Annotated in this window: 29 protein-coding genes; 10 read left to right on the forward strand and 19 right to left on the reverse strand. The window is 62.3% G+C overall.

Annotated elements, in window-relative coordinates; translation table 11 throughout:
- Positions 1–229 (forward strand): hemerythrin domain-containing protein (locus KAK03_RS24190; RefSeq protein ID WP_210857248.1); only part of this gene is annotated, 229 nt, incomplete at its 5' end.
- Positions 229–783, forward strand: coding sequence for a hypothetical protein (locus KAK03_RS24195; RefSeq protein WP_210857249.1), 555 nt, complete (start codon positions 229–231; stop codon positions 781–783). The genes KAK03_RS24190 and KAK03_RS24195, both read left to right, overlap by 1 nt.
- A 270-nt stretch (positions 784–1053) precedes the next feature.
- Here KAK03_RS24195 and KAK03_RS24200 read toward each other — a convergent pair whose 3' ends face one another.
- Positions 1054–1353, reverse strand: coding sequence for a helix-turn-helix domain-containing protein (locus tag KAK03_RS24200; RefSeq protein ID WP_210857250.1), 300 nt, complete (start codon positions 1351–1353; stop codon positions 1054–1056).
- A gap of 59 nt (positions 1354–1412) precedes the next feature.
- On the opposite strand from KAK03_RS24200, the gene KAK03_RS24205 reads away from it, so the two are divergent.
- Positions 1413–1733 (forward strand): hypothetical protein, encoded by a 321-nt coding sequence (locus tag KAK03_RS24205; RefSeq protein WP_210857251.1) that lies wholly within the window; start codon positions 1413–1415, stop codon positions 1731–1733.
- Between the two features lie 17 nt (positions 1734–1750).
- Here the strand turns inward: KAK03_RS24205 and KAK03_RS24210 are convergent, their stop codons facing one another.
- Positions 1751–1927, reverse strand: a complete 177-nt coding sequence (locus tag KAK03_RS24210) for a helix-turn-helix domain-containing protein (RefSeq protein WP_233259260.1) — start codon at positions 1925–1927, stop codon at positions 1751–1753.
- 156 nt (positions 1928–2083) lie between these two features.
- On the opposite strand from KAK03_RS24210, the gene KAK03_RS24215 reads away from it, so the two are divergent.
- Positions 2084–2941, forward strand: a complete 858-nt coding sequence (locus KAK03_RS24215) for a hypothetical protein (RefSeq protein ID WP_210857253.1) — start codon at positions 2084–2086, stop codon at positions 2939–2941.
- 9 nt (positions 2942–2950) lie between these two features.
- Entirely contained in the window at positions 2951–3103 is a 153-nt protein-coding gene (locus KAK03_RS24220) for a hypothetical protein (RefSeq protein ID WP_210857254.1), read from the forward strand.
- Between the two features lie 47 nt (positions 3104–3150).
- Here the strand turns inward: KAK03_RS24220 and KAK03_RS24225 are convergent, their stop codons facing one another.
- Positions 3151–3606 carry a DUF2000 domain-containing protein gene (locus tag KAK03_RS24225; RefSeq protein ID WP_210857255.1) on the reverse strand — a complete coding sequence of 152 codons (456 nt, stop codon included), beginning with the start codon at positions 3604–3606 and terminating at the stop codon, positions 3151–3153.
- Between the two features lie 64 nt (positions 3607–3670).
- The gene (locus tag KAK03_RS24230) at positions 3671–4363 is read right to left on the reverse strand and encodes an iron-containing redox enzyme family protein (RefSeq protein ID WP_210857256.1); all 693 of its coding nucleotides are present in this window, start codon (positions 4361–4363) and stop codon (positions 3671–3673) included.
- Positions 4364–4490: 127 nt separating this feature from the next.
- On the opposite strand from KAK03_RS24230, the gene KAK03_RS24235 reads away from it, so the two are divergent.
- Complete coding sequence (locus KAK03_RS24235) at positions 4491–5576, forward strand: helix-turn-helix domain-containing protein (protein ID WP_210857257.1); 1086 nt, start codon at positions 4491–4493, stop codon at positions 5574–5576.
- 29 nt (positions 5577–5605) lie between these two features.
- Here the strand turns inward: KAK03_RS24235 and KAK03_RS24240 are convergent, their stop codons facing one another.
- From KAK03_RS24240 to KAK03_RS24250, 3 genes are read right to left on the reverse strand one after another with little or no spacing between them, the layout of a single operon-like run.
- Positions 5606–5791, reverse strand: a complete 186-nt coding sequence (locus KAK03_RS24240; protein ID WP_210857258.1) for a hypothetical protein — start codon at positions 5789–5791, stop codon at positions 5606–5608.
- A 13-nt stretch (positions 5792–5804) separates the two neighbouring features.
- Positions 5805–5984 (reverse strand): hypothetical protein, encoded by a 180-nt coding sequence (locus KAK03_RS24245; protein WP_210857259.1) that lies wholly within the window; start codon positions 5982–5984, stop codon positions 5805–5807.
- A gap of 5 nt (positions 5985–5989) precedes the next feature.
- The gene (locus KAK03_RS24250) at positions 5990–6331 is read right to left on the reverse strand and encodes a DUF3892 domain-containing protein (protein WP_247661403.1); all 342 of its coding nucleotides are present in this window, start codon (positions 6329–6331) and stop codon (positions 5990–5992) included.
- Between the two features lie 92 nt (positions 6332–6423).
- Between KAK03_RS24250 and KAK03_RS24255 the strand changes: the two genes are divergently transcribed.
- Entirely contained in the window at positions 6424–6777 is a 354-nt protein-coding gene (locus KAK03_RS24255) for a helix-turn-helix domain-containing protein (protein ID WP_210857260.1), read from the forward strand.
- Positions 6777–7652 carry an ImmA/IrrE family metallo-endopeptidase gene (locus tag KAK03_RS24260; RefSeq protein WP_247661405.1) on the forward strand — a complete coding sequence of 292 codons (876 nt, stop codon included), beginning with the start codon at positions 6777–6779 and terminating at the stop codon, positions 7650–7652. The genes KAK03_RS24255 and KAK03_RS24260 overlap by 1 nt, the downstream gene beginning before the upstream one ends.
- Positions 7653–7694: 42 nt before the next feature.
- Here KAK03_RS24260 and KAK03_RS24265 read toward each other — a convergent pair whose 3' ends face one another.
- The 7 genes from KAK03_RS24265 to KAK03_RS24295 form a co-directional block, all read right to left on the reverse strand.
- Positions 7695–10214 carry a DEAD/DEAH box helicase gene (locus KAK03_RS24265; RefSeq protein ID WP_210857262.1) on the reverse strand — a complete coding sequence of 840 codons (2520 nt, stop codon included), beginning with the start codon at positions 10212–10214 and terminating at the stop codon, positions 7695–7697.
- Positions 10211–12715 carry a site-specific DNA-methyltransferase gene (locus KAK03_RS24270; RefSeq protein WP_247661406.1) on the reverse strand — a complete coding sequence of 835 codons (2505 nt, stop codon included), beginning with the start codon at positions 12713–12715 and terminating at the stop codon, positions 10211–10213. The genes KAK03_RS24265 and KAK03_RS24270 overlap by 4 nt, the downstream gene beginning before the upstream one ends.
- 46 nt (positions 12716–12761) lie before the next feature.
- On the reverse strand, positions 12762–13019 hold the full coding sequence (locus KAK03_RS24275) for a hypothetical protein (RefSeq protein ID WP_210857264.1): 258 nt from the start codon (positions 13017–13019) through the stop codon (positions 12762–12764).
- Positions 13009–13656 carry an AAA family ATPase gene (locus tag KAK03_RS24280; protein ID WP_247661407.1) on the reverse strand — a complete coding sequence of 216 codons (648 nt, stop codon included), beginning with the start codon at positions 13654–13656 and terminating at the stop codon, positions 13009–13011. Before KAK03_RS24280 ends, KAK03_RS24275 begins: the two co-directional genes overlap by 11 nt.
- A 153-nt stretch (positions 13657–13809) precedes the next feature.
- Complete coding sequence (locus tag KAK03_RS24285; RefSeq protein ID WP_210857266.1) at positions 13810–14706, reverse strand: DNA-binding protein; 897 nt, start codon at positions 14704–14706, stop codon at positions 13810–13812.
- Positions 14707–14976: 270 nt separating this feature from the next.
- A complete protein-coding gene (locus KAK03_RS24290) occupies positions 14977–15525 on the reverse strand; it encodes a recombinase family protein (RefSeq protein WP_210857267.1) in 549 nt (182 codons plus the stop codon).
- A 945-nt stretch (positions 15526–16470) separates the two neighbouring features.
- Positions 16471–17433: an IS5 family transposase gene (locus KAK03_RS24295; protein ID WP_210857268.1), complete on the reverse strand. Its 963-nt coding sequence runs from the start codon at positions 17431–17433 to the stop codon at positions 16471–16473.
- On the opposite strand from KAK03_RS24295, the gene KAK03_RS24300 reads away from it, so the two are divergent.
- Positions 17432–17680: a hypothetical protein gene (locus KAK03_RS24300; protein WP_210857269.1), complete on the forward strand. Its 249-nt coding sequence runs from the start codon at positions 17432–17434 to the stop codon at positions 17678–17680. The two genes, KAK03_RS24295 and KAK03_RS24300, sit on opposite strands and share 2 nt — an antisense overlap.
- Positions 17681–17941: 261 nt before the next feature.
- Here KAK03_RS24300 and KAK03_RS24305 read toward each other — a convergent pair whose 3' ends face one another.
- The 5 genes from KAK03_RS24305 to KAK03_RS24325 all read right to left on the reverse strand — a co-directional run bounded on the left by KAK03_RS24305 (position 17942) and on the right by KAK03_RS24325 (position 23860).
- The gene (locus tag KAK03_RS24305; RefSeq protein WP_210857270.1) at positions 17942–18754 is read right to left on the reverse strand and encodes a hypothetical protein; all 813 of its coding nucleotides are present in this window, start codon (positions 18752–18754) and stop codon (positions 17942–17944) included.
- A gap of 1728 nt (positions 18755–20482) precedes the next feature.
- Positions 20483–20776, reverse strand: coding sequence for a type II toxin-antitoxin system RelE/ParE family toxin (locus KAK03_RS24310; RefSeq protein WP_210857271.1), 294 nt, complete (start codon positions 20774–20776; stop codon positions 20483–20485).
- Entirely contained in the window at positions 20773–21264 is a 492-nt protein-coding gene (locus tag KAK03_RS24315; RefSeq protein ID WP_210857272.1) for a hypothetical protein, read from the reverse strand. Before KAK03_RS24315 ends, KAK03_RS24310 begins: the two co-directional genes overlap by 4 nt.
- 621 nt (positions 21265–21885) lie before the next feature.
- A complete protein-coding gene (locus KAK03_RS24320; RefSeq protein WP_210857273.1) occupies positions 21886–23421 on the reverse strand; it encodes a hypothetical protein in 1536 nt (511 codons plus the stop codon).
- Between the two features lie 115 nt (positions 23422–23536).
- Positions 23537–23860: a hypothetical protein gene (locus KAK03_RS24325; RefSeq protein WP_210857274.1), complete on the reverse strand. Its 324-nt coding sequence runs from the start codon at positions 23858–23860 to the stop codon at positions 23537–23539.
- A 170-nt stretch (positions 23861–24030) separates the two neighbouring features.
- Between KAK03_RS24325 and KAK03_RS24330 the strand changes: the two genes are divergently transcribed.
- Positions 24031–24795, forward strand: a complete 765-nt coding sequence (locus KAK03_RS24330; protein WP_210857275.1) for a hypothetical protein — start codon at positions 24031–24033, stop codon at positions 24793–24795.
- Positions 24796–24912: the final 117 nt, after the last annotated feature.

Consider the following 24912-nt stretch of genomic DNA (forward strand, 5'->3'; position numbering starts at 1 on the left):
CCCGCCGATGGTCGACCAGCTGCTCGACCTCTACGGGCAAGAAGAGCACGACGGTCGCGGCGCCATCGTGCTCTACCTGAGCAAGAACAGCATTCGCAGCATGGAACGCGATCTTGGTCGGCGCCCTGTCTCCCGCCTGGCCGAATGGTTCGATGCCTACAAGGTGAAAAGCACTGACGGTCGCACGATCACTGTGGGCCATCGCACTCGTCGTCTCTGGAGGAAGTGATGCAAGCGCAACCGACCCCGAACGAACAGCCCCAGTTTCCGATCCAGGAGCTGGAACAGATCGAATCCGCCATCCAGGCCTCACAGCGATGGATCGCCACCCTTCAAGTCCGCCGTGCCCTGTTGACGGCAGAACTTGACCGCCTAACCAGGCCGCAGCCAGCACCCACCAGCGCGCCCCAGAAGACGATGATCGGCCCCGGTCTTGAGTACCGCGGGGTGATGACCAGGCACTGGAACTACATCGACATCCACATCGACTTGCTGCAGCGCCTGTGGACCGAGTTCCCCGACAGACGCGAGGCGATGGCGCAGGCGATGGGCTGCTACGGAACCACCCGTGCCTACGTCGCCAAGTCGCACGCCGAACTGTTCCCAGGCCAGTCGATTGCATGGGCCCAGCGGTACAGCCGTCAGTTGGTGCCTGGCTGGTACGCCGACACCAACTTGAACCGCGAGCGGATGCGCCGGATTCTCCCGGCCGCCGTGTCGGCGGCCGGTCTCAAGTGGGGCGAGGACGTGAAGACCTTCTGGCGCGCGACACCGGTTCGATAGCCTGCACTTCACAGGCAAAACCAGCGAGTTGTCCACGGCGACGGGCGGGCGTCGCCTGCGACGAACGCACGTCCGTCGCGGTGGGCAACTCGGCATCACGGCGCAGGACTCGCCTTTGAGGGCGCCCTCGGGGGCTGGGTCACCAAGGGTGGCATCCAGCTGGAACGCCCTCCTCATCGTGTGCCCGGTCTAGGCGACAGAGCCCATCCAAAAGTGGTCCCTCGACCTGGGGCCCACAGATGGGTGCCAGCAAACGAGGTACCCCGTCCTTCAGCTGCCCGCGAGGTACTCCGCCGGCAGCAGCGCCTCGGCCTCCGCCAGCAGCTCGGCGCCGCTCATGCCCAGCGCCTTTGCGATCTTCAACACGGCCGCAAGCGTCGGCATGTGCTCGCCACGCTCGATCTTGCCGGCGTGCGATCGCTCGATCTTGGCCAAGTGCGCCAACGATTCCTGAGCGATGCCGCGCCGCGTTCTGGCAGCACGAACGGCGCCACCAAAGGCAGCCGCCAAAACAGGATCAGCCGTCTTCGAACCCAACGGTCGGCCACGCCGAACAGAAGCTTCTTGCATGGACAAGAGGCTCCCGTTTAAGCACAATAAAAACCACGTTTTCTTTAACTTTTTGCGACATGACCGATGTTCTGCTTTTTCTCGACGGCATCATGAAGATCGCGCTTGTCGTCGGAGTCATGATCCTGGTGGCCACTGCCCCGTCGCAGGCCTATGCGACGAGCCATGGGCAGCAGGCCGCCGCGGCACACGCCACTCAGGATGACCAGGACGACGAGCCCAGCTGGGGCTGCCGGACGCTTCACGACGGCGATTGCTGGCTCGATGCAGACGACGCTTCGCCGTGCATGAACCTCGACGGCACTCCGATGGCCGGCGACCTCGACACCAGCGGAAATTTCTACGGCGACTGCGGTACATCGTCGATGTGGGACGACTGACCTGGCGGTGCGACGGATCAGGGCTTCAGCAGCTCGTACGGCTCGACGCCCAGCGCGATCGCCAGCTTTTCGATGTTGTCCACCGAGATGTTCCTCACCTGGCGCTCGACATGCGCCACGAAGGTCCTGTGCAAGCCGGCCTCGAAGGCGAGCGCCTCTTGGGAAAGCTCCCGAGTCCGGCGCAGCGAAACCACGTTTGCCGCCAGCAGGGCGCGCGCACTGACCCTCTTCTTCGACTGACCTGACGCTGCTGGACCCATCCGGACCAGTCTCTTGGCATGCTGCTTTTGCGTCAGCCGTGTTTACGTCACAATTTTCTGGCTGGCATAGGCCAACCAACAGGGAGAAGAATGAAGACATTCAGCCGGGCGGCGGGCGTTGCCCTCCTGACCATCCTTTCGCTGCAGGGGTGTTCCACGAACCCATCGGTGTCGGGAGGCGGATCGATTGAGGAGTTCAGCCGCACCCTCGATGGCAAGCGGTACGAGTTCGACCTCACGGGCCAGATCCTCGTGCCCAGCATGTCCGGGGTCCTCGTGACGGCGCAACGGATACCCAAGGGCCTGACGGTCGCTCTGGCACCCGCCCAGGACCGCTGTGTGCGGAATGGCGGTGAGCCCAGCTTCACCGAGCTGCAGGCAGCCGGCCAGGCACAACTGCCCCAGCGCATCCTGTGCAAGCGTGGCGCGGTACCGCTGTGGGTTCTGGACATCCGGTACAGCAACGTCACCACGAAGCCAGTCTTCGATGAGACCCTGAGGAAGTCGTTCTCGTACCTCGGGATGACGGTCCGGGCGCAGTTGCTGTCGGCCGACCAGTACGCCGCACGACTGCGCGAAGAAGAAGCCCAGGCGCAGGAGCGCGACAAAGCGGCAGCGGTGCAGCGCGAGCGCCAAGCCGCGCTCGAACGAGACCGTCAGCAGCGCATCAAGGACCAGGAGGCCGAGGCCCGGCGCATTGCGGCCCAGTGGCCGGCGCGGGTGGCAGCGTTCCAGACGAACCTGAAGGTCGGAGACCGGTTCCAGTGGGCACGGCCTCCAGGAGGTGGCGGGCCATTCGTCGGCATGGTGGTCCGGATCGAAGGTGCGCTGGCCTTCGTCCAGTTCGACAACCTGACGATCTCAGGTCAGCAGACTCGATACATCCCGAAGGTTGAGCTGGAGCCCTTCGATGGGCCGACGCCGAACTTCCGCCGGGCGATCGACTGAGGACGGCTCATGTGGGCCGCGCTCTCGATGATCGCGCTGTTCATCGGCATCCTGTCGAAGGCCTTCAGCAAGAAGGTCGCGCCCGACCAGGTGATCGCCTACGGCGTGGACAAGGCCATCGAGCTCATCCGAATCGACCGGGCCGGAGTCGGCACCAAGTGATCCTGCAGCGGCGCGGGGGCGTCGCCCCGCGCTACTCCTACCATCTTCTAGGCGGTGGCAGTGCTCGCCATGTTGTTGCCCCACAGGGAAAACTTGCCGGTCAGGGGCTTCAAATGCTCAGCGTCACCGTGCAGCGCCACGCCTAGATAGCGAAGGCTTTCCTCAGTGGCTGAAGCTATCGCGGTCGACAGCTCGTCGTCGTGTCCGGTGCTGAGCATCTGCTCAGGGTAGTCTGCGATCAGCAGGCCGTTGACTTCTCTCGCTTCGGCAAGGAGTTTGCGCAGGCGCGCGGACTTGACGGTGACAACGATGACCGGGTATCGAGAGATGCCGGCGTGCTCAACGCCTGTGGCGTCCACCAACGGGTGCTTTCCCATGTCGGCCGCTGCGACGCGGTGGCCAACAGCCAGCGCCAGGTGGCCAATGACGTTGCCGGCGACGCCAGGCGTGAGTTCGGCTGCGATAGCTATGACCGTTTTCTTGGCGCGGTAGTCGTAGTTCATAAAAAAAATACCAGGCGGTTTCCCGCCTGGCCCTCATGAGTTGCTGTCACTTGGATGTGTGCGATCAGTCGTACAGGCCGATCACTTCGTCGAGCAGGACGGCCATGCCACGCTCGCCGACCATCACGCCGAAGCGCACGTCGTCCAGCGCCGAGGCCGGCAACTCGTCCACGGCGCGGTACAGCTCGGCGACGTGGTGCTCGTCGACGGAGATGTGCATGTCGAAGAACGTCGTCTTCAGGCTCGGGAAGAAGGGCAGCAGCGCCGCGCGCACCGCCGAGTAGGTGATGGGCGTCATGCCTTCGTTCACCAGCATGTAGCCCAGGGCACGGGGCAGGTTCGGGTTCGCGGAGATGCTGAGGGCCAGATCGACGGCCAGGCGGATGCCGGCCTTCTCGGGGTAGCTCTCGAAGTTGTCGCGTGCGACCCCCAGCTTGTCCAGCAGATGCAGGTAGTGCATGTAGTGGGCGTGCTCGGGGTTGCCGTTGCCGTACTCGTCGTCGAGGTTCGACTGCAGGATCTCCCGGATCTTCGGGTGGTTGCAGTGCCCCAGCATCTGTTCGAGGATCTTCGGGAAGGTCCGGCTCTCGCGGCCAGCACACTTGATCCAGCGGAGCCCCTCTTCTTTCGTCAGCTGCCCGGCGTGCGCGCGCTTGATGAAGGGGTGGTCCTCGGTGCGGTACAGCGCGAGTTTCACCGCGTTGCGCACTTCGTTCGAGAGGGAGAGTTCGTCCTTCAGGTCGGTGATGGCGTTCATGGCGAATTCCTTTCGTGGAGGGCTTGTGCGGCTTGCACGGTGTGCAGCGTAGGCCTGGGGAACTTGTCCGTCCATGTGCTAAAAAGGTCCGCATTCGGTCCGGCATCGGACAAAACAGGGACAAGCCATGGCGCCACGTTTTGAGGTCAAGGACTTCGGCCAGAAGCTAAAGCTGGTTCTGCGCAGCGGCAAGTCAGCCCGGTTCAAGAGGGTTGCGGATGTCGCCAAGGTGCTCGACGGCGTCAGCCCGGACTACCTTTCTCGCCTGATCAACGGGACGAGATCGTTGACTGAGAACGTCTTCATCCGGATCGTCGACCTCTTCGACGATGTTGAACTCGGCAACGGCACGAAGCTGAGCGCGGCTGATTGGCATGAGCCGGTCGAAACCTTCGGCAAGCGGCTTGGCCTGTCCACCTCCGTTCTGTCAGAGATCGGCGGCGTCGCGGCCCAGGGCATCGATTTTCTGAGCCGCAACAAGGATGTTTACAACCTGCGGAGCGTCCACAAGCTGATCGGCGGCTACTGGGAGTCGTTCTACTACTCGGTGTCGACGTTCGGCAAGCAGCGGATCAGCCACGACCTGGTCGTCATCGACGCACCGGACCCGCAAGGGTTGATGCCATGCCGCGTTCTGGATGGATCGTTCACCTACGAGGGCAGCTGCTTCCCGATCCACAACGCGTTTCTCTACCTGATGCTGGAGAAGGCACACGTTCAGGACGAGATCATCGTGTACCTCGTCAACCGACCAGAGCGGGAGCGGGATGTCGAGCTGGACGGGATCATCCTGTGCACCTCGGGTGGGGTGCATGACAAAGTGGCGGTGCCGTGCGCCGCGCGAGTGGCGCTCAGACATCTGGGCGCCACCCGTGAAGACATGGTTAAACGGTATCCACGGATGAAGGACGTTCCACCCGAAAACTTCGAGAAGGAGCTTCGACAGGAGGTCGCTGGCGAGTCTGGGTACCTTGAGCCAGACAGCATCAAGCCATCGGACACCAGGCTTCAAGCGGTCAAGGCCCTGATCGACAACACCATCCGATCACGGCAGGTACCGTTCGCCATGCGCATGGAGCGTGGCGCATCGGAAGAGTCCAGACGGACACGATCCGCCACCAGGCCAAGACCAGAGTCATCAGGCACACCAGGCAGTTCGAGACGGAAGGCTCCTAACGGGATGCCGACCAGGGGCGGCCGAAGCCGCCCCTAGGCTTGCTTTACGCAGGCGGCCTTCTCGATTCAGCGCTTGCTCGGCGGCGTCACCTTGAGGGGCGACCAGCCGTGGCCTGGCTTGCTTGTCGGCGGCAGCGGCTTGTTGTCTGGCACCGTCGAGTAGTTCGGCTTCAAGCCGCCGTTGGGACCTACCTCCTGATAGATGCCGCCCTGGTTTCCGGTGCTCTGACCGGGCTTCTTCGGAGTAGCCATTGCTGTTGCCTCCTTAACCTGCGTCAACCTGGAATCGCTGGAGCAGCTCAGCGATCCTGGAGCTGGCACCGCCGTAGTTGGGCTGGTAGATCTTCATGCCCATGGCATCCCGAAGGTACTTGCGCGCCTCCAGCAGCAGGTTGGTGATCTCTTCGGCATCCTCAGCGCTGAGGGTCGTTGGAAGTGAATTCATGATGATCAAGCGCCCTGCAGCGAGCACTGGTTCAGCGAGAGCAGGTTGTTGTTCCAGCGGCCATCAGCATGCGTCCGCACGTAGGGGGCCTTCCCCGTCTCGCGCACCACGCCGATGTCGGCCCGCTTACCGCTGATCGGATCCACGACATAGAACGTGTTCGTCTTCGCCTCGATGCTTGCGATCACCTGCTCTCGGGTCCACATCCAGCCGCCGTTGGCGCTGCGCGGGTTCCCTAGATGCGTGATGTGCTCATGCGGGCTCTGGGGGTGCGGTTTGGTAATGCAGGTCACTAGAACATCAGCCATGGCAGTTCCTTTTTTGCTTGCCGTCGCCGCGAGCGTCATCTAGGATCAGACGAATTCGTCATGCTCTTGGCTGAAAAGATGGCCCTCGCGGGCCATGACGAATCAGTCATTGATAACTATACGTCATCGTCATGTCAGGGTCAACCCTACCTTCAGCAATTTTTCCGGAGCGCCTTCGCACAGCGCGGGAATACCGCGGATTGACGCAGGGCGAGCTCGCCGCGAGAGCAGGCCTGCAGCCGTCGGCGATATCGCACTTCGAGACGGCCACACGCAAGCCGTCATTCGACAACCTTCTTCTGCTGGCCAACACGCTCGATGTCACGACGGACTATCTATTGGGCCGCGTAGCCGAGTTCAAGAAGATGGCCGGCGCAGACCAGCTGCATCGGCACTACGAATCCCTGCAGGACACAGACCGCAAGTTCGCCGACGAGCTGATCACCCTGCTTGCCAACAAGGCCCGGGACAAAGAGAAGAAGTGATGCAAGCCGACCCGTTCGCCTTTGCCTCGCTCTTAGCCGAGCAGATTCTCAAGGGCGAGGGAGTCGGAAAGTTGCCCATCGACCCGAAGGCATTCGCCCGCGCCAAGGACATCGAAGTCGTTGCCAAGCCAACCAGCAGCGCTGGCGTGTCAGGCATGCTTGTCCGCAGCGGCAACGAGTTCGCGATCGCCTACGCGACCCATCTCGAGAACGAGGGCTTCGAGAACTTCAGCGTCGGACACGAACTGGGGCACTTCTTCCTGCCAGGCCATATGGACGCCGTGATTCCAGGCGGCTCCGGCATGCACGAGTCCCGCGCCGGCTTCAACTCGAAGGACCGGTACGAAGCCGAGGCCGACCGGTTCTCTGCAGGCTTCCTGATGCCGAGATTCCTGTTCTTCCCAGCTACAGAAACGGCAGGCTCCGGGCTGGCCGCCATCGAGGCGCTTGCCACGCTCTGCAAGACCTCGTTGCACGCGACAGCCATCCGCTATGCGCAGTGCACCCGCGAACCGGTCGCCGTGATCATCAGCGTGGGCAGCCGCATCGACCATTGCTTCCTGTCTGAAGCCCTCAAGCAAGCAAGCGGCATAGACCGGCTGCGCAAGCACGAAGCCGTACCGCGTGGAACTGCCACACACGCGTTCAACCAGGACAGCAACAACGTCAAGAAGGCCGCCCGCGTCGAAGAATCATGCAACCTGCAGGATTGGTTTGGGGGGAAGCGCAGCCTTCCGATTGGCGAAGACGTGCTGGGCCTCGGCCGCTACGGCAAGACGCTGACGGTGCTTCACAGCATCAAGCTACCCGACGCTGAAGAAGAGGAAGACGAGGCAGCGCTGATCGAGTCCTGGACGCCGCGCTTCAAGCGCTGAACGTCCGGTTGATGGAATCTGTTGCCCCGCTGGCAGCGGCTTCTACTTGCCATCGCTGTCGAACAGCGCATCCAGTTGCGGGTTGCTGGTGATCAGCATGACCTTCTTCCGCACGCTCGTCTGGTTGAAGTCCAGGCCGACGAAGCTGCCCTTCCCGGCCGCGCCGGTGCCCGCTCGAAGCATCTCGATCCGGCCAAAGAGCGCGCCGTGCTGCTCAGCAAACTTGGCGAAGCCGACAGCCTTCTCGAAGTTGTCGCCAAGCGCCGGGTTGTGCGGCTCCAGGATGTCGAAGACGTAGTCGTCGCCGACCTTCCGCACCACGACCAGATCAGGGAACATGGGCACGACCTGGCCGCCTGATTCGTACGGAATCTCCAGGCTCCAGGGCTGACGATCAACGTTGCGCAACCACGCGACGACGCCACTGCCAGCGGCCAGCTCCCGCTTCAGGACACCTTCCTCCCAGGGCTTCAACTCTGCCCGGAACTTGCCGTTGTCCTCGATGTACAGATGTCTATCCCAGACAGGGTCCGACGGCTTACGCCGGAAGTTGATCGAGTCAGGCAAATGCCAGGGCACGGCCGTGGGCTTCGGCGTCGCCAGGCACAACCGCTCGTAGTACGTCCGCCGGTGCTCGACCAGCTTGCTGATCGCCTTCTTGTGCTTGTCGTAGAGCCGGTTGAACTCGGCCTCGGCCAGCGTCTCGATGGCGCTCATGGCGCTCGCCTGGCGCGTCAGGATGATCAGCTCGGTCTTGACCTCGAAGGCATCCCGCTCGCTGTGAGCGGTCCAGTAGGTCGTGTGCAGGCCGTGACTCAGGACGCGACCACCTTCCTCGAACTGGCGATCGATGTCGATGTCCGAGGCCTCGATGGAGTACGCCTGCAGTGGAACGCCGTCACCGCCCTGCACCGCCGTCTGCTTGACCACAACCTCGGCGACTGACTTGTAGGTCGCTTCGTACTGCTCGCTCGCCTTGATGGTGGCCATCTGCGCGTTCATCCACGCCACCATCTGGGCCTTGGAGGCTGTCACCGCATCCGCGTCCAGGCCATCCTGCGCCAGGCCGCGCGAGATCGCCATGTAGCGGCGGATCGGGTTCTGCGCCCGCGCCGCGTTGACGCGGTACGTCACCAGGTCCTCGAAGGCCTTGAATACGTCATCCAGGCCCGGCCGGCGGTTCAGCACCACCAGGTCGCGTGCAGAGCCGGTTTCTGCCGGCGGGGCGTCCTCGGGGTTGCTCAGCGCTTTGATGACGGCGTCGACGGCATCGCCGTCGAAGTGAGGCAGGAACAGGTGCACGTCGTTCAGCGCAGCCTCGCGCTCGACGCGCCTGGCCAGAGGCGTGCGCACCATGCGCCCCAGGAGCTGTGCGATGTAGGTGTGATCCTCCGCCCGCCGGAACGACATCATCACCTCGGCCCGAGGGCAATCCCAACCCGTGGACAGGTTCGTCTTGAAGAGCACCACGCCGATGCTCTTGTCTTCTTCGATGCGTGTCGGATCGACCTTGCGCACGCGCCGCCCGCCGACATCCATGTCGCCGGTGTCATGCATCGCATGCGCCACCTCGCCCTCGTTCAGCCGGCGGCCGATCGCAGCCTCGATGGCGGTGAGCACGTCGGACAGGTCGGTCTTGGTGATCTGCTTGTCGGTGCCGTTCTCGACCTGGACAACCAGGATCGGCCAGACCGTCGGTTCGTTCTCGTCCTTGCAGTACGAGGACCACATGGTGGTCATCGACGACCAGCGCTTGGCAGCCTCCTGCAACAACGCCATCTCGGCCTTGTTTACCACCTCGGGGTGGGCGATCAGTACCCGATCCTTCAAGAGGCCGGACAGCCGGACCTCATCGGTCGGGATCGCCACCTTGTAGACGGTGCGGTCGAGGTGGTCGCTTTCGAGGAGCTGGGTGAAGCGCTTCGGTGTCGCCGACACGCCGATGACCAACGGCATGGGCACCAGTCCCACGTCCTTGAAGCCCATCAGGAAGCGCTGCATCAGCGTCTGCGCCTCCTTGACCGCCTTGGGGCCGGCCATACCTCTGTGGGCCTCGTCGATGATGACGTAGAACCGCTTTGGAATCGCTCGCGCTGTGTTGGTCAGCGTCTCCCAGATCGAGTGCTGCCGGCCGTCAACCAACTTGGTCAGAAGGCCGGCCTCACCCAGCTTCTGCGTGTTGATGAAGTAGATGTGGCCGCCCTGCAACCTCTCAGCGTCGAAGGCCGCATCGATCATGACGAGCTGGCGCGTCTTGATCTGGTTCGACTTGGACTCGATCTTCATGCGCGTCTGCTCGTTGAGCGCGGGCATGTCGGAGATCCAGAGGATGACGGCGTCCGGCTGGGGCTTCCAGTCCAGCGGCCAGGCCAGCTCTTCGTCTGGCTCAGCGAGGATGGCCTCGAACAGTGCCGTCATGATGATGGTCTTGCCGCTGCCCGTGGGGGCCGAGAACACGATGACCTGGGGATTGGTGCTGGATGCCTGCGAACTGGCAGCCACCAGCTTCTCGCGCATCGCGTGCAGCGCGTCCCGCTGAAAGTCGAACAGCTTGATCTTCATGCCTGGCCTCCCTGCCCGTTCAGGTCATGGTCCAGGCGGGTGTTGATCAGGAAGTTCGCCAGGTAGTCCTTGTAGAGCTGAACGACCTCCACATTCGGGCTTACCAGCCGAAGCGCGTGCCGGACCTCGTCGGCCATATCCTTGAAGGCCTCGTCGGCATCGGTGACGATGTAGACGACGCTCAGGTCAGTTCGCTTGCCGATGGTCTTGACGAACTTCCTGAAGGCGCCTTCGTCGAGCAAGACTGCGAAGTTGGTGCCAGCCGGATCGAAGAACGGTGGCTCTGCAGCGCCTCGAGGAAGCTCAGGTCGAGGGCCGACGGCGCCGGCCTTGAGCCACAGCAGCGGCAGCACTTCCCTGAAGGCTTGCTTCAGGGCCACACGATCCTTGTCCAGAAAGTCGAGCTTGAAGTACGCCAGGTTGGCAGCGAATCCAGCACCCATCGGCCGCTTCTCCTCTTCTGCAACCAAGAGTGGCCCAAGCAGTTCGACAACCCTGACCTTCAATGAGTCGAACACGCGCTTCGTAGGCGTGACGATGTAAAAGTCGGAAATGTGGTCCTGGCCCTCCAGAGCCTCCAGCCAGTCATCTGCAGCTGATGGATCAAAGAGAACACTGGCCTTGTGATCATCGGACACGACGAAGGTGCCGGGCTCCTTCACCAGGGTCTGCGGCAGGCCATCGATCAACGCCACCACCTGCTTCTTCTTCGCGAGGGTGTCAATCGAGGCCGGGTCGACAAAGCCAATCTGCGTGAAGTTGCGCGCCCGTTCGCGATCAACAGCCTTGCCCGTCAAGTAATCGCCCGTAAGGGCAGCGCCGTCGTCCCGATGGCCAAGGATCGTGAACTTGGAGCGCGGCCAGGTTACAGCACGGCAGATGCCTTGCGCCTCCCATTCAGCATCACCCTGCTGCAAGCCCCGTTCACTCAACATCGCGGCGTCTTCCGCCGAGACCTCGTTGTTGGTCACAAGGATGCAGCGCCTCTGGCCGCCATCCGTCGCGTTGAGCAAGTTGACCGCGTTCAGCGTGGTGCCGCTGCCAGCGAAGAAGTCCAAGATGAGCGCATCGGGCCGATCTCTTACAACCGTCGCGACGGCATCACGCGTGGCGTAGAGGGATTTGGGGAATGAAAACTTTCCGCCTTCACCCAGGATGCCGCGCAGAAGGCTAGAGCCGTAGTTGCCAGCATCGTGCGTAGCGCGGTGCCAGACGGTCTTGATTGAGCGTTGTTGTGCCTCCGTATAGCGCACCTCAACCTCTCCTGTGACCTCATCCTTTCGTACAACCTCAATCACACCGGCTTCGATCTGCTTCTGCGCTTTTTGCCCCAAGTACAGAACAGTCCAGGTGCCACGCGCCTCGTCGAAGCCACCCAGCCTCACGTAGCCTTTGGCCAGCAGAAGACGCAAGGTTGGAGGACTGACACGCCAGTTCCCAAGCGTGCCATCCGTACGCAACGGCCATGCCGTTCTCCGGTTCGCCAAGTTGCTCAGATCAGGCTGCTGATCCGGCGGCAAAGGATCGCCAATAGCAACGATCTTGCGCAATGCAGGATCTACGGTGATGGGGAAGAACAAGCCATATCTATCCTCCCGGCGCGAGTTGGTTCCGCCGCGCAACAACCACTCCCATCTCGGAGTCTGAAATCTTTTGGACTCCCCCCGATCTGGAGACAGCAAATCGTCGTGGTGTGCGGCGAGAGTTACCGCGGGGTTGAAGCAGAACAGGGCGTACTCCTCTGCTCGTGACAGACGGCCCTGCGCGACGCCCTTTTGATTGATGACGATGGTCACCAGCTGCTGATGGGCTTCGGGGTACTCTCGCTCCAGGAGCATCCCGAGGTGATGAACTTCATGCTCATCAATGGTGACGATCAAGACGCCTGTGTCGGGCTTTAGCAGCCGCTTGGCCAGCTTGAGCCGCTTCTCCATGAAGGCAAGCCACTTGCTGTGCCTCCAACCATCGTTGCCGTCAACGTAGTCGTTGTTGTACTTCCAGTCCCTCGCACCCGTGTTGTACGGTGGGTCGATGTAAATGCAGTCCACCTTGCCGGCGTAGAGGTAGTCGAGCAGCTGCAGCGCGTGGAAGTTGTCGGCTTCGATCAGCGTGTGCCACGGCGCTCCGACCTGACCGTTCTGCACCTGGTCCATAGGGACCAGCGCCGGGAAGATCGGCTCACCGAACTGGCGGACGACCAGAAGCTCGTCGAGCGAGAACTGAACCGGATCAACGGGTCCGCCCTGCCCGTCTGCGCCAGGCTTGACGCAGAAGGCTATGCCGTTGGCCACGCGCCGCACGCGCCACAGGTTCTTCAGCGATCCCTCGCGCATACAGACCAGGTCACCACGACGCGGCTTGACCTTGGGTAGAGGCAGCAACTCGGGCAGGTGCGGCTCGAAGACCAGACCGAACTTCTTCTCGCGGATGGATTCCTCCCAGACCTGGCGAAAGCGCTCACGCTCACGCTTGTCTTCGATCTGCTCGATCAGGTCATGCATGGATGCCAACGGAAGCCCCTCGATCTTGAGTACAGATGTACATCTGTCACTTTGTATTGATGTAGACCTGAACAGACTCGCGCACCAGGTCGGACACCGTCTTCCCCCTGTCGAGCGCCGCTCGTTTCAGCGCAACGATGTCCGCCTTCGGCATCAGGACGTGGAGCTGCGCCTCGACACCGGCACCCTTCCCCGCTTTGGCCGGCTCGGCGGCGGCCTGACCGCTGCTGTACGGCGCGGCGTCGATGAATGCGGCGGCATCAACGGGCTCGGACGCACGCTTGAAGACTCGTTTAGTTGCCATCGAAGACCTCCTTGATCAGGGCGTCGATCTCCGCTGCAGCGCGGTCATCGAACGGTCGGTACTCAGAGACGGACAGGCCGTCCGCGAAACTGCGGCGCCAGACCATGCGGTCGCGGATCACCGCCTTGGCCAGATCGACCGACGGGACGGTGCTGACGAACTCGCGGGCTGCGTCGGTGTCCTGAACGGCCAGGTTGGTCGACGCCCGGGTGATCACGACCAACGCTCGCAGGTTCGGATTGAAGCCTCGCGCCGCATCGACCAGGCCGGCGAGCTTCTCCAGGCTCCACAGGTCGGCCTGGCTGGGTTGAGCTGGCACCACCACGAGCTGGGCCGACACGAGGGCCGATCGGGTCTCGGGGGAGTCCCGGCCGCCGGTATCGATGACGATGTCCTGGTACCTGCGCGCCAGGTCGGCGATCTCCGCCTGCAGGCCCTTGCCGGACTTGGCGATCGCGGCGACTCGCGGCGTCACCTTGGCCGCATCGCGCTCGCCCGACCAGGCCATGGCGCTGCCTTGTGGGTCGGTATCGACCAGCAGGACATCTCGACCAGCCTGGGCGCGCGCCGCGGCCAGGTTGACGGCCAGCGTGCTCTTGCCGACGCCGCCTTTCTCGTTGACGATCGCGACAATCATGGACACACCTACAGGTGTAGTTAGTGACAGATGTACATCATAGGCAAGAACCGGCGGCGAGGGCAGGGGACACGCGAACTTTCTTCAGGAGCAGTACAGAACAACACATGTTGTTCTGTACATAACAACATCTCTACAACCGCCGACCCCAGGTCACTTCTTGTCGGCAGCCCGGTCCGTCCGCTCGATCACGGTCCTGGTGAGTTCGTCGACCCGGGCGTACAGGGCGGCAGCAGCTTCGAACTGGCGCTGCCGCTCGGCATCAGCCGCATCCGCACGGCGCTTCTCAGCATCAACCGCTGACTTGGCGCCGGCAGCCTCCTTCTCGGCCGCGCTCAGCTTCGCCTGCACCTCCGCCAGAGCAGCCTCCTGGCCGGCAATCCGCTTCACAGCCGCATCCAGCTGCTTCTCGGCCCCTCTCAGCTCGGACGCAACCACCGCCGCCTTCTGCTCTGCATCCTGGCGGGCACGATCGCACGTGGCCAACTCAACCTTCAGCCGCTCGATCTCGGTACGCATATCCCCGATCTGGGACGCCTGCGACTCGGTCTTGAGCCTGGCCTCGGCCAGCTGGACCTGAGCCTCACCAGCCACCTTGCGCTCCCGCTCGATCTCCCGCGCCTGGCGCTCGATCTCTGCCGCTCGCTCGGTCGCCGTGGCCTGCGCCTGATCGCGCTCTGTGGTGAGGGCAGTGACCTGCTCGGCCAAGGCATCCCGCTCAGCCTCCAGCGACTCTCCGGCCGCCGCAAGGTCCGCCGCTTCGGACTGCGCATGAACGAGGCGCTGCTCGATCTCCGCACGAGCCGCAGAGGCGGAGCGCTCAATCTCCCTCGTGATCTCGGCCACGATCGACGCCGGCAGCTCGGGCGCTGCGGCGGCGACCTGGGGGCGGGCAGTGCGCCAGGCCGCCAGGTGCCGGTGAATGGTGTTCGGGCTGCCCGTGCCGCCCAGCGCCTCGCGCACGGCCCGGATGGTGGGCTGCTTGCCGGCGCCAACCAGCGCATCGGCCGCCGCGCTCACTTGTTCGAACGTCACACCTTCGCGAGCCATATCATATCCTTTCCTATCACGTATCTGTATTTCGTATTGATATGCGTATCGTACTTGATACACATACGAAATACAAGCGCCTGATGGGCACGGGAGCCGCAGCAGTCGCCAGGTGGAGGCCCGCGGGTAGGGGCCGCCCTGTGGGGGGCTCAGCGAGGAAGAGGAGGGCAGGGGGGCGGCGCCGCTGGGCAGCTCGTTGGCCGCTCGCAGCCTGGCGACCCGCACCCGGTCAGCAGAAGACCAGGAACGACGCCCGCCAACAGAAGGGACTCAGGTCGCTTCGAGCGCCCGGTACAGCGTGGAGCGACCAACCTCCAGGGATCGAGCCACGGCAGAAGGGCTCTCGCCACTCGCGATGAGCATCCGCGCGTGCGCCAGGCGCTCCGGCGTGAGCGCCTTCCGGCGACCGACGTGAACGCCACGCGCCTTGGCCGCCGCAATGCCAGCGCGAGTGCGCTCACCGATGAGCGAGCGCTCGAACTCCGCCAGCGAGCCCATCATGTGGAAGACCAGGCGACCGCCCGCAGTGGTCGTGTCGATGCTTTCGCTCAGGGACCGGAAGTCGACACCACGCTGACCCAGGTCGCGAACCACGTCGATCAGGTGCGCGAGGGAGCGGCCTAGTCGATCGAGCTTCCAGACCACGAGTACATCGCCGGCCTTGACGGTCTTCAGGGCCAGACTCAGACCAGGCCGCTCGACGATCGCGCCAGACACCTGGTCCTCGAAGGTCTGGGTGCAGCCTGCAGCGGCGAGGGCACGCCGCTGCAGATCTAGGTTCTGGTCCTCGGTAGAGACGCGGGCGTAGCCGATCAGCATCGAGGTATTTTGGGACACCTTTTCGGGACTGAAAAGGCTTTGCAGATCAACGGCCGTCGAATCGTCCCTTAAAGGACCGCTTTTGGGAACAAGAGGTGCCACAGGTGACCACCTGTGGGAGAGAAATCAGGTGACCACCTATGGGATCTTGTCACCTATGCCGCGGCCTAGAACTTGGTGACAGTCAGAAGCCAGACGCCAACCATGCTTCGGCTTCTGAATCGCTAAGTACCTGCCGCGCCGGCAACCAGTGAACCGCCGGTGCACCACACACCCCCACCAGTAACTGATCGCCTCGCAATCGCACCGCCACACATCGGCCGCGTCGCGTCTGCAGCGGCACCCGGGCCCAGATGGTTCGCTCCGATGCAGCCCGAGGTTGCGGACCAGGTACCGCCGTCGGCGATTGGTCCGCCGACACACCACTCCAACCAGTCCATGCAGCCGCCTGCGCTGTTCTTCGATACATGCTCATCTCCACGACGACGCACTCCCCGGCGGCCGAAAGGGGTCGGCGCCGGTGGCATCAATAGTCGGGAGACAGGCAGAAGAGCTACGTGGCCATGATCGCCATCATAAATAGGCTGGCAACAGTCCAGGATGGATCGGCTGCTTTTGCCACTTGCAATACTGTCTCAAACTGATGTATAATCGTTGTGCACTTCGGTGATTAAGGTAATGGGAGTGAGGGGCATGCTGGTGGTGACAGCACTGCGATGCCTAGACCCCATGCGGTGGCTCCGGTCAGGAATAAAACGGGCATTATTTCTTGCAACGTTATCCCTAAGGAAGGTCTGATCAATGCGGTTGCGGGACGACCTGATCGGCTGCGGGATCGGAATTCTGCGTCTGCGGCCTACGCGCCAGCCAGATTCACGCTCGCCGCGGCCGATTTGCAGGACCCGCGACCTGCGAAATCGCCCCCGCGAGCTATTTCGGGCGCACTCATGCCGCCGCCACCATCAGTTTGCGGCGCGCCATCCACAGATTGCTCAGCGCGAACAGCGTCTGCACCTGGGCCGCGTTCTTCTTCAGCCCGCGGTAGCGCACCTTGGTGAATCCAAACTGGCGCTTGATCACCCGGAACGGATGCTCCACCTTCGCCCGGATGCCCGCCAGGATCTGCTGCGACTGGTCGATCATCGCGGCCAGCGGACTGCTCAGATCCAGCGCCTTGCGTCGGCCCGGACGCATGGCGATGTGCCAGGTCACCTGCGCCTTGGCGTCAGGCCGCTTATCGGCACCCTGGTAACCGGCATCGCCAAAGGCATCGGTTTCCTCGCCGTGCAGCAGGCTGTTGGCCTGCACCACATCGTTGACGTGGCCGGCGGTGCTGCGCACCGTGTGCACCAGCCCCGACTCGGCATCCACGCCGATGTGCGCCTTCATGCCGAAGAACCACTGGTTGCCCTTCTTGCTTTGATGCATTTCCGGGTCGCGCTCGCCGCTGGCGTTCTTGGTCGAGCTCGGCGCCGAAATCAGCGTGGCATCCACCACCGTCCCGGCCTTCAGCAGCAGGCCCTTGTGGCGCAGCAACTCGTTGACCACGCCCAGGATCTGCGGCGCCAGCTTGTGCTTCTCCAGCAAATGGCGAAACCGCAGGATGGTGCTCTCGTCGGGCAGCCGGGTGTTCCAGTTGTCCAGGCCCGCAAACTCGCGGAACAGCGGCACGTCGTGCAGCGCTTCTTCCATCGCCGGGTCGCTGAGCGTGAACCACTGCTGCATGAAGTGGATGCGCAGCATCGTCTCCACGGGAAACGGCGGGCGGCCCTTCTTGCCTTCGGGCGCATGGGCCGCAACCAACTCCACCAATGCCGCCCAAGGCACCACGCGGTTCATCTCGTCCAGGAACTCGCGCTTGCGCGTGCGCTTGGTCGTCAGGTTCAGACCCAGGTCGGCTTGCTTCATGGCGATCAGTTTCCCGTCACATCAACCCGCAGCCAAGCACATCGGCGACGGGCTTTTGCAGACCTTCCCTAACCATAAAGGAACCAAAATCATGAACAAAACCGCAAAACCAAAGCAAGTTGAAGTGAAGAGCGAGGCAGATTTTTCTGCCAAAGTGAAGGTCGACGGCAATTTCCAGATGAAACTGAAGTCGCTGACCATCGCCGCCGCTCTTGGGGCTGTCGTTTATTCGGCCTCATTGCCTTAATCACCGGTCGGCCCGCCGACATCGATACCATCCTTCAAGGGCCCAGAATCTGGGCCCTTACTACTTGGCGACGGCGTAGTTCGCTCCGCGAACTTGCCGACCCCGAGAAATCTCTCGTCTCTGCTGATCAAACTGGCGAGTGACGCAGCCAGTCTCTTGTCGAAGGAAAACTCATAACCTTGTTCCTTCGCGGCCTGGGCCACAACATCAAGCCGAGCTTTCAGCTCAGCAGTCACCTTGAAGCTGACCGTCGCCGTTGGCCTAGGCTGGGATAGCGCCATCTGTGCCTCCAGCTGGACGAGATCGCCTCAGCGTCGCCGTCGGATTCTCTTCGCTTGCTGTCAGGTCAACGCCATCCAGTCGGGTCGCGTAAGCGTCGAGCCACACGCCCATAGTCAGCGGCGGATCCGAGAAAGCAGCAATCCTGGTAATAGGTCTAAGCTCCTTGGTTTTCGGGAAGTACACGGATCGCAGCAGGTCAGGGTGGTTCTTGTGTTCAGCCTCCCAGATGCGCTTACCCTTCTCAAGAATCTTCCAGACGTTGTTTCGTATACCGTTCCATCGGGGCATAGCTTCAAGCGCCCGGATCGCGTCTGACAGCTGCTTAGGTTGATCGCGCCTGGCCAGGTCGATGATGCGAAACTCCCAATCTCTGGCGTACTCCTTCTGCATCTTCCAGGTCCAGGTCGTGCCTTCCTTCGGCTTTGGCGTCTGCGCCAACATGTACTTTTCTTCAAGCCTAAGTCGGTTCGGTCCTTCGATATCCCAACCGTCGCGCATGCCCTGGCCGGCCAACTCCGAAGTCGCGACGAGCCAGAAGTTGAACCGGCTCCCATCGGCCGTGGGATGCAGGAAGAGTTGCACGCCCGTGCCTCCCCGCAGTTTCCGCCTCGACCGCCTCATGGGTGAGTCAAGGACGCCGAACTGGTCATGCATCTTCCCGAGGAAGGGCTCCACCTTGAGAGGGGAGAGCGTGCCGGAGGTCCACCAGCGGAAGCCCCGCGGCATGACCAGAAGCAGGCTCTGCATGAGAGCCGTCTGGTTCCTGTGGAGCTTGAAGTCTCGGACATGCATGGCCGGATCGTACACCTTCCGCGCAGATAATTTTGATGCACTGATAGCAGTCTAGCGGTGTGTCATAACATGCTTTAGCCGGCTATAGCGGCACACACATAAAGGAGGGAGCCGGTAAACATTTGCAAAAGGTCGGTCCGGCCGGCAGAATGGCCTGGCGCCGCTGTGCGGCGCGATGCGATCAACGAGGCGGCAGCGAGATGAGAAGCAGCGGAGTGGCGGTTCCAACGAAGGCCCAGCACGGGCCCTGGTTGGAGCCGCCACTCCACCAACTGCCATCAGCAAGCTGCCACTTGCGTCGTCATCGAGGAGCTGTGCTCCTCATGCCTGTCCGCCAGACAGGTAATCAGTACTTGGCGCGTTCTGCACTTAATCGTGCACGGGACGTGCGACCCGGGGGGGTTGGATGAATCCTGCGAAGAACTATGGATGAGGTTGCCACCTCATATGAAGTAGTTCAACAGCAGAGTAAATCCAATCCTCTATGGGATGTTCGGTAGATATTTAACTGGATCGGAATAATCGTGGTGGGTAGAAAGTCTGGTATCGATGGAGAGTCTGGCAAGACGATCAGAAGATACAAGGCTAGTTTCTTTGGAAACCGGGTGAGAGTCCCGGCCGTGGGCTGCTGGTAACAGTAGAACGCGTGCTGACGCGGGTGCTGCAGCGGGGAAATCCTGTTAGGTATCGTGAGGGCAAGTGCACTCCCGATGCTGATGATTCATAGCGCGCAAGCGCGTGGACATCGCGGTGAAGCGAAACCGTAAGGGTAAGCCAGTGAAATTCTGGATGCTAGTCAGAAAGTGCAAGGGCGTTTAGGGCCTTCAGTGCCTGGAAATGCTGGAAGTCAAAGAGTCGAGGTGTTAGGTGAGAAACTGCTTCCTCCGTTCGCCGAAAGCTAGCCAGAAATGGCAGTAAAACCGATTGAGATTCTTTGACGAGGCAAACGCAAGCTGCATGAACGTAGCCATTGAAATCAAAACCAAAGGGACAGTCGATTGAAACAGGTTGGCACCTGGCACGAGCCGTTAACGACGGCGGGAAAGTCGATTGATTCTGTGGCGAGCTTCGAAACCTTGGCGATGCAAATCGCCTATGCCCTGGCCTTCAGTAAGCCAGAAAGTCTGCAGTGATAGCAGCAGGCAGGGATAAGGAGCGAGGTACTGTGAAAGATGACGAGGACTTGGCAGTCCGCGCAAGTAACCAGGTCGAGATGTGGCAAGCTCGACCTGGTCTTGAAAAGTCAGTAGGAAAAAGAGCGATAGAAGCAATGCTTGGCCGCAACTGCGACTATCTGTCATCAACCAACAGGATTGGGCACCTTGTGTGACCGGCCTGAGAAAGTGGCATCCACCAGCCTAGAAATAGGTCAGGCCGTAGTGACCAGCTCGATGGTCACGGACACCCCATCGGGGTAGTCAGTACTCGTTTGAAAGGACGAGATATTTGATGAAGAGACACTAAGTCTTGATCGTCACCTGGTGACGAGCGAACCGGCTGACAAGCCGGTCTTTGGACGCTGCGCAAGCAGCCAAGCTGGACCATATGGTTCAGCATGACCCTCCCCAACCCCCCTCAAACTTCGGTTTCTGGGGGGTTTTCTTTGCGCGGTTCGGCAACAGCGGCGGCGTCGGCCACCACCTGTTGCAGTGCCATCTGTACAGGCTGCAGTGCCATCCACAATGCCATCATGTGCCCGACCTGGTCGGCGGTCAGCCGGCGGTGACGCTATCGCCGCGCAGCTGGTGGCCAGAGCTGGGAGCCGTGCAGCAGCCGCAGCACCTCGATACGCTGTTGCCCCTTGAGCCGGTAGACCAGAACGAACGGGGTACCGCTGATGACCAGCTCGCGCGTGCCCTTCACGCGACCGGGCCGACCCATCTTTGGGTGGTCCTGCAGCATGTTGACCTGGCGCTCGATCTCGTCATCCTGATCGGCCGCCGCGAGTGGGTTGTCTTCCGCGATGTAGTCGAGCTGGTCGAAGCGGTTGCGAAGGGCCGCAGGGAGCCAGTCGATGATCAAGCAGGGCTCCCCTTGCCCTTGGTCACAGCAGACGCGCTGCGCGAGCGCCAAGCTGCTCGCCGCTTCGCGCCTTCAGCCATTGCTGCCTCGTTCGACACCCACTGGGTCGAAGGGTCGTCGGCTTCCTTGAGCGCCTGACCCACCTGATCCCGGAACCATCGATCGTGCGCCAGTGCGGCATGGGCCTGCTTCAAGGTCGCCGACGTGTCTGGACGGCTGTACGTCCTGGCGGCGGCCGAATCGAAATCGGCAGCGTCCACGTCGAAGCGGCTGATCCCAACGTCCTTCAGGTACCCCACCAGGGTTTCCAGACGCTTGAACACCCGCGTCTCTTTGCTGCGGGTGGCCGCCAAGGAACTCTCAGCGGAGCCGTACCTGACGATCACACCCCAACCACCGGGCCTGGCCACGATGTGGGTGCCATGGACGGCCTTGGCTTCAACCAAGCGAGCGAGGGTGTTGTGGTCGATAGTGGCAGCAGAGGGCATGAGACCCCAATCCGAAGGCAATCTAAAGATGAAGTCTCACGCAAACATTTGATGTTTGCAAGCAGCCAGCCACGACACATCGACAGATGTACATTCCTACATCGATACGATACGAAACCGAGTGACGATACAGAGCGACGCGGAAGACCGGCACCAACGTCTGCACGCCAACCCGCTGACACCGAGACCAGGCAACGCAGCACTGGGGTTGAACCATGAGTACATGGCTCAACCGGGGGGGCCTCCGGCGGCCCCTGCGGGGGGCTGGACGAAAAAACCAAGAAAGCAAACAGCCCAAACCCCGAAGCCGCAACGCAGCACACGCCCGTGTGGACAACCCAGCTGCCCACACCACAAGGGTGTGGGCAGCCGGCTTCGCCGGTACCTGGGTTGACCACACTCGACCCTGCGCGCTCCGTATGGACAACCCGTCGCCCGCAAGCGGGCGGGGGTTGCCCACACTCCACTTGCCCACCAGGTTGAAGAAGAACCCCCTGAAAACCGGCCCTCCGGGCCCGAGGCTTCGCCATACATAAGAGCGGTTTGAAAGCCCCCCCCTCCGACACACGCATCCCTCGGCCGGCGGCATACATAAGAGCGCCTTGAAAGGGCGCGGGGCAATCAGGCCTTGGTCCAGTTCCAGGCGGTGCCGACGGACACTCCCAGGGCCTTGGCGACCTCGGGAAGGCTCTGCCCAGCAGCTCGCAGTGCCTTCGCCTTGGCCACCAGGGGCTCTCTTGCGGCCCGATGCATGGTGTTGGTCCGGACGGCAGCTTCGGCCTGCCTGCGCCGCGTCTCCGCCTTGTAGGCATCGAAATCGAGGCCGCGCATGGGCTCGAAGCCCATCGCACCGATGTCCCAGCGGTCTTCATCGGCGTTCCGCCGGGCGCCCATGGCCTGAGCAACATCTTCCTCGGTCACCCCGAGCTTGGCCCTGAAGGTGGCCTCAGTCATGCGATAGAGGCCGGCGCCTTGCCCTGCCGCACGTTTCAGAACCGAGGCGGCAGCAGCGCGCACCTCGACGGCCGTGTATCCAGGCACCAGACGCCTCGCCCAGGCCGTCAGATCGGCGCCCAGGGGCTTGGCCTGGTCACGATTGACCCAAGCCAGCGCATTGGCCGCGATCCAGACCCATTCGTGACGCTGACCAGCTGGTACGCCTGCCGCACCCCACCTAGTCTCGACGATCTTCTCCATCGTCTTGATGCGGCGTTGCCAGACCTCCCCGGCGACCAGGTCGTCCATGCTGGCCAGAGCCGCCGGCGTCGTTCCGATGGCACGCGCGGTCTGCTCCCAAGCCTTCTGCCTGGCCAGCGCACGAGCCTTGGCAACCGCAGCACCTTCTTCGTCGGCGAGGCGCTGCCGATTCGCAGCGTTCTCTTCGTCCCAGACCTTGAACTGCTTCAGCCGCGCCCGAAACTCCCGCACCTGCTCGCGGGTGTACGGCAGCACCTTCGCGCACCAGGCGTCGAAGTCATAGGTCGTGGGCTCGGCCAGCGTGCCGCTCATCCAGACAACTCGAACCACTTCGTCGGCTTGCTGGTGAGTCGAGCCGACCAGGCGAAGGATCTGTGTAGGCAGGATGGCCTTCTCGTCGGCGCCGAACTCGTCGAGTGGCCCGCCCTCACGAACCAGCCACCGATGCGCAGCCTGCCAGCGCGGCAAGGCATCGGGAACCAACGGCCGCGACCAGACCCACTTGGCCTGCAGGCCACGGCCGGACGCCACGATGTAGCTCGGCGGCGGGATGCCCGCATCAGCCAGCCGCTCGACGATGACCGGCGCCACCGCTTCAGGCGCCATCTTCGACCAGGCCGACTTGTAGACATCGAGGTCGACGTGCGCCAGGTTCAGGCTCAGCAGATCGCCAGTGCGACGCTGGCGCGCGGCGTACGAGTGCTGGGCGATGTACAGGTCTTCGCCGCGAAAGGCGCGCAGCGCCTTCTCGATGAACCAGGGCAGTTCGGCCACAGGAAGGACGATCTCCCGCAAGCGCTCGCCCGAACCGGGCGGCTTGTGGTTGATCGTGCAGTATCCGCGCCAGCCGCCCCCGCTTTCGCGGGCGTGCTGGACGAGTTCAGCGTCCTCCAGGGCGAAGGCGAGCTGCTGCTGAGGGGCTAAAAATGCCACGGCACAGGCGGCCGCGGCAGACACCAAATTTGCATATGGTCTGCACCGGATGATAAGATCCGGGCCATCCCGATCCCCATCGAGAACACCCGGCTGAAAAGCCAAAGAGGAGCCGCCTGCCAGGGCGGCTTTTTCTTTGGGGCTACGTTCTGACTGTTTCCACCTGGAAGTTGGTCACCCCGACTCGGTCTCGAAGCTGCCGGACGGCAGCCTCCAAGGACTTGAACACACGTGGGCGGCGACCATTGGTCACCACCAACTTGGCTTCGCCAGTCTCGACAGTCCAGCCTTCAGACGTCTCGACCAGCTTCCACGGAACCGGCGAGATGGCGTGCACTGCCCTCGCCTGCTCGATCGTCAGCTGTTTCATCTGCTCGGACAAGCGCCGCTCCTGCTGCGTAGATTGAGCAGTAATGTGCCACGGAATCGTCTTCCTGTGGCTCAAGACAGCGCTTGCGTTGAACATGCCCAGATTCTCAGGTCTCCAGGCCAATAATTTTTGGACTGGATGAAGTTTTTCGTCTTGCCATCTCATCTGCGGTGAGTCCGCCGGAACATCATAAAGATTATTCTTTAGGCATTTGGTGTTGACACTTGGCGAAGGCTTCTCTACTCTGCGAGGCATAGGAGCAACGCATGGCCACCAAGACCCTCAAGACGGTTCCGAAGATCTCCGTGAAGATCTGGCGCCCCATCCTCGACAAGCTGGAAGCCAAGATCGAGTCGGCATGCCTGCGACGCGACGCCTACCTGGCCAAGGTTCTTGAAGTCGAGCTGGACTGGCTTGACCAGGAGGTCTCGATCCCGAACTCGCAAGCCAGCTATGACTACGTCTTGGAACGGCTGGACCGGCTTGACCGGAAGCTCGTGAGCCTGGCGCTGCCGCAAGAACTGACCACGCGGCTGAACGACATCTGCTCGCGCAAACGCATCGTCCGGGATGCTTTTTTCAACCGGGTCTTCCTGCTGCTGGCAGCGGCTCCGGGCGTCGTCGACACCCTGCTCTTCGGCGACGTAGGCAAAGAGTGGCGCACCGAGGTCTGGAGCGAGAACAAGCACGACGGCCCGTTCTTCCAGAACGGCTTCTACCCGCTGGAACCCATGATCGATCCGTTCTGGGCGGTCCGCTGTGGTCTGGAGATGTACGCCGCTGATGCCGGTCTGGAGGACTACATCGAGCCCACAACTGGCGCCTCGATCCGGGTTCATCGCAGCATCACCGGCGAGGTCATGCCGGCCGACAGCCTGTACACGACCATCTTCGAGCAGAAGGTCGGCGAGAACGACCTCATTGGCCTGAGCTGCTACCTGCCGGACTGGCGCATCCCAGGTCACGGCGCAGAAAAGGAGCATCACGCGAAGCTGGATGAACTCCTCGGCGACCTGAAGGCACTGCCATGAACAGCAAGCACGCCGAGGTTCGCGCCCAGCAGCGCGGCATCCCGCCGATGGTCGACCAGCTGCTCGACCTCTACGGGCAAGAAGAGCACGACGGTCGCGGCGCCATCGTGCTCTACC

This window comes from Ideonella alba (genome assembly GCF_018069845.1).
Classification (GTDB): Bacteria; Pseudomonadota; Gammaproteobacteria; order Burkholderiales; family Burkholderiaceae_C; genus Ideonella; species Ideonella alba.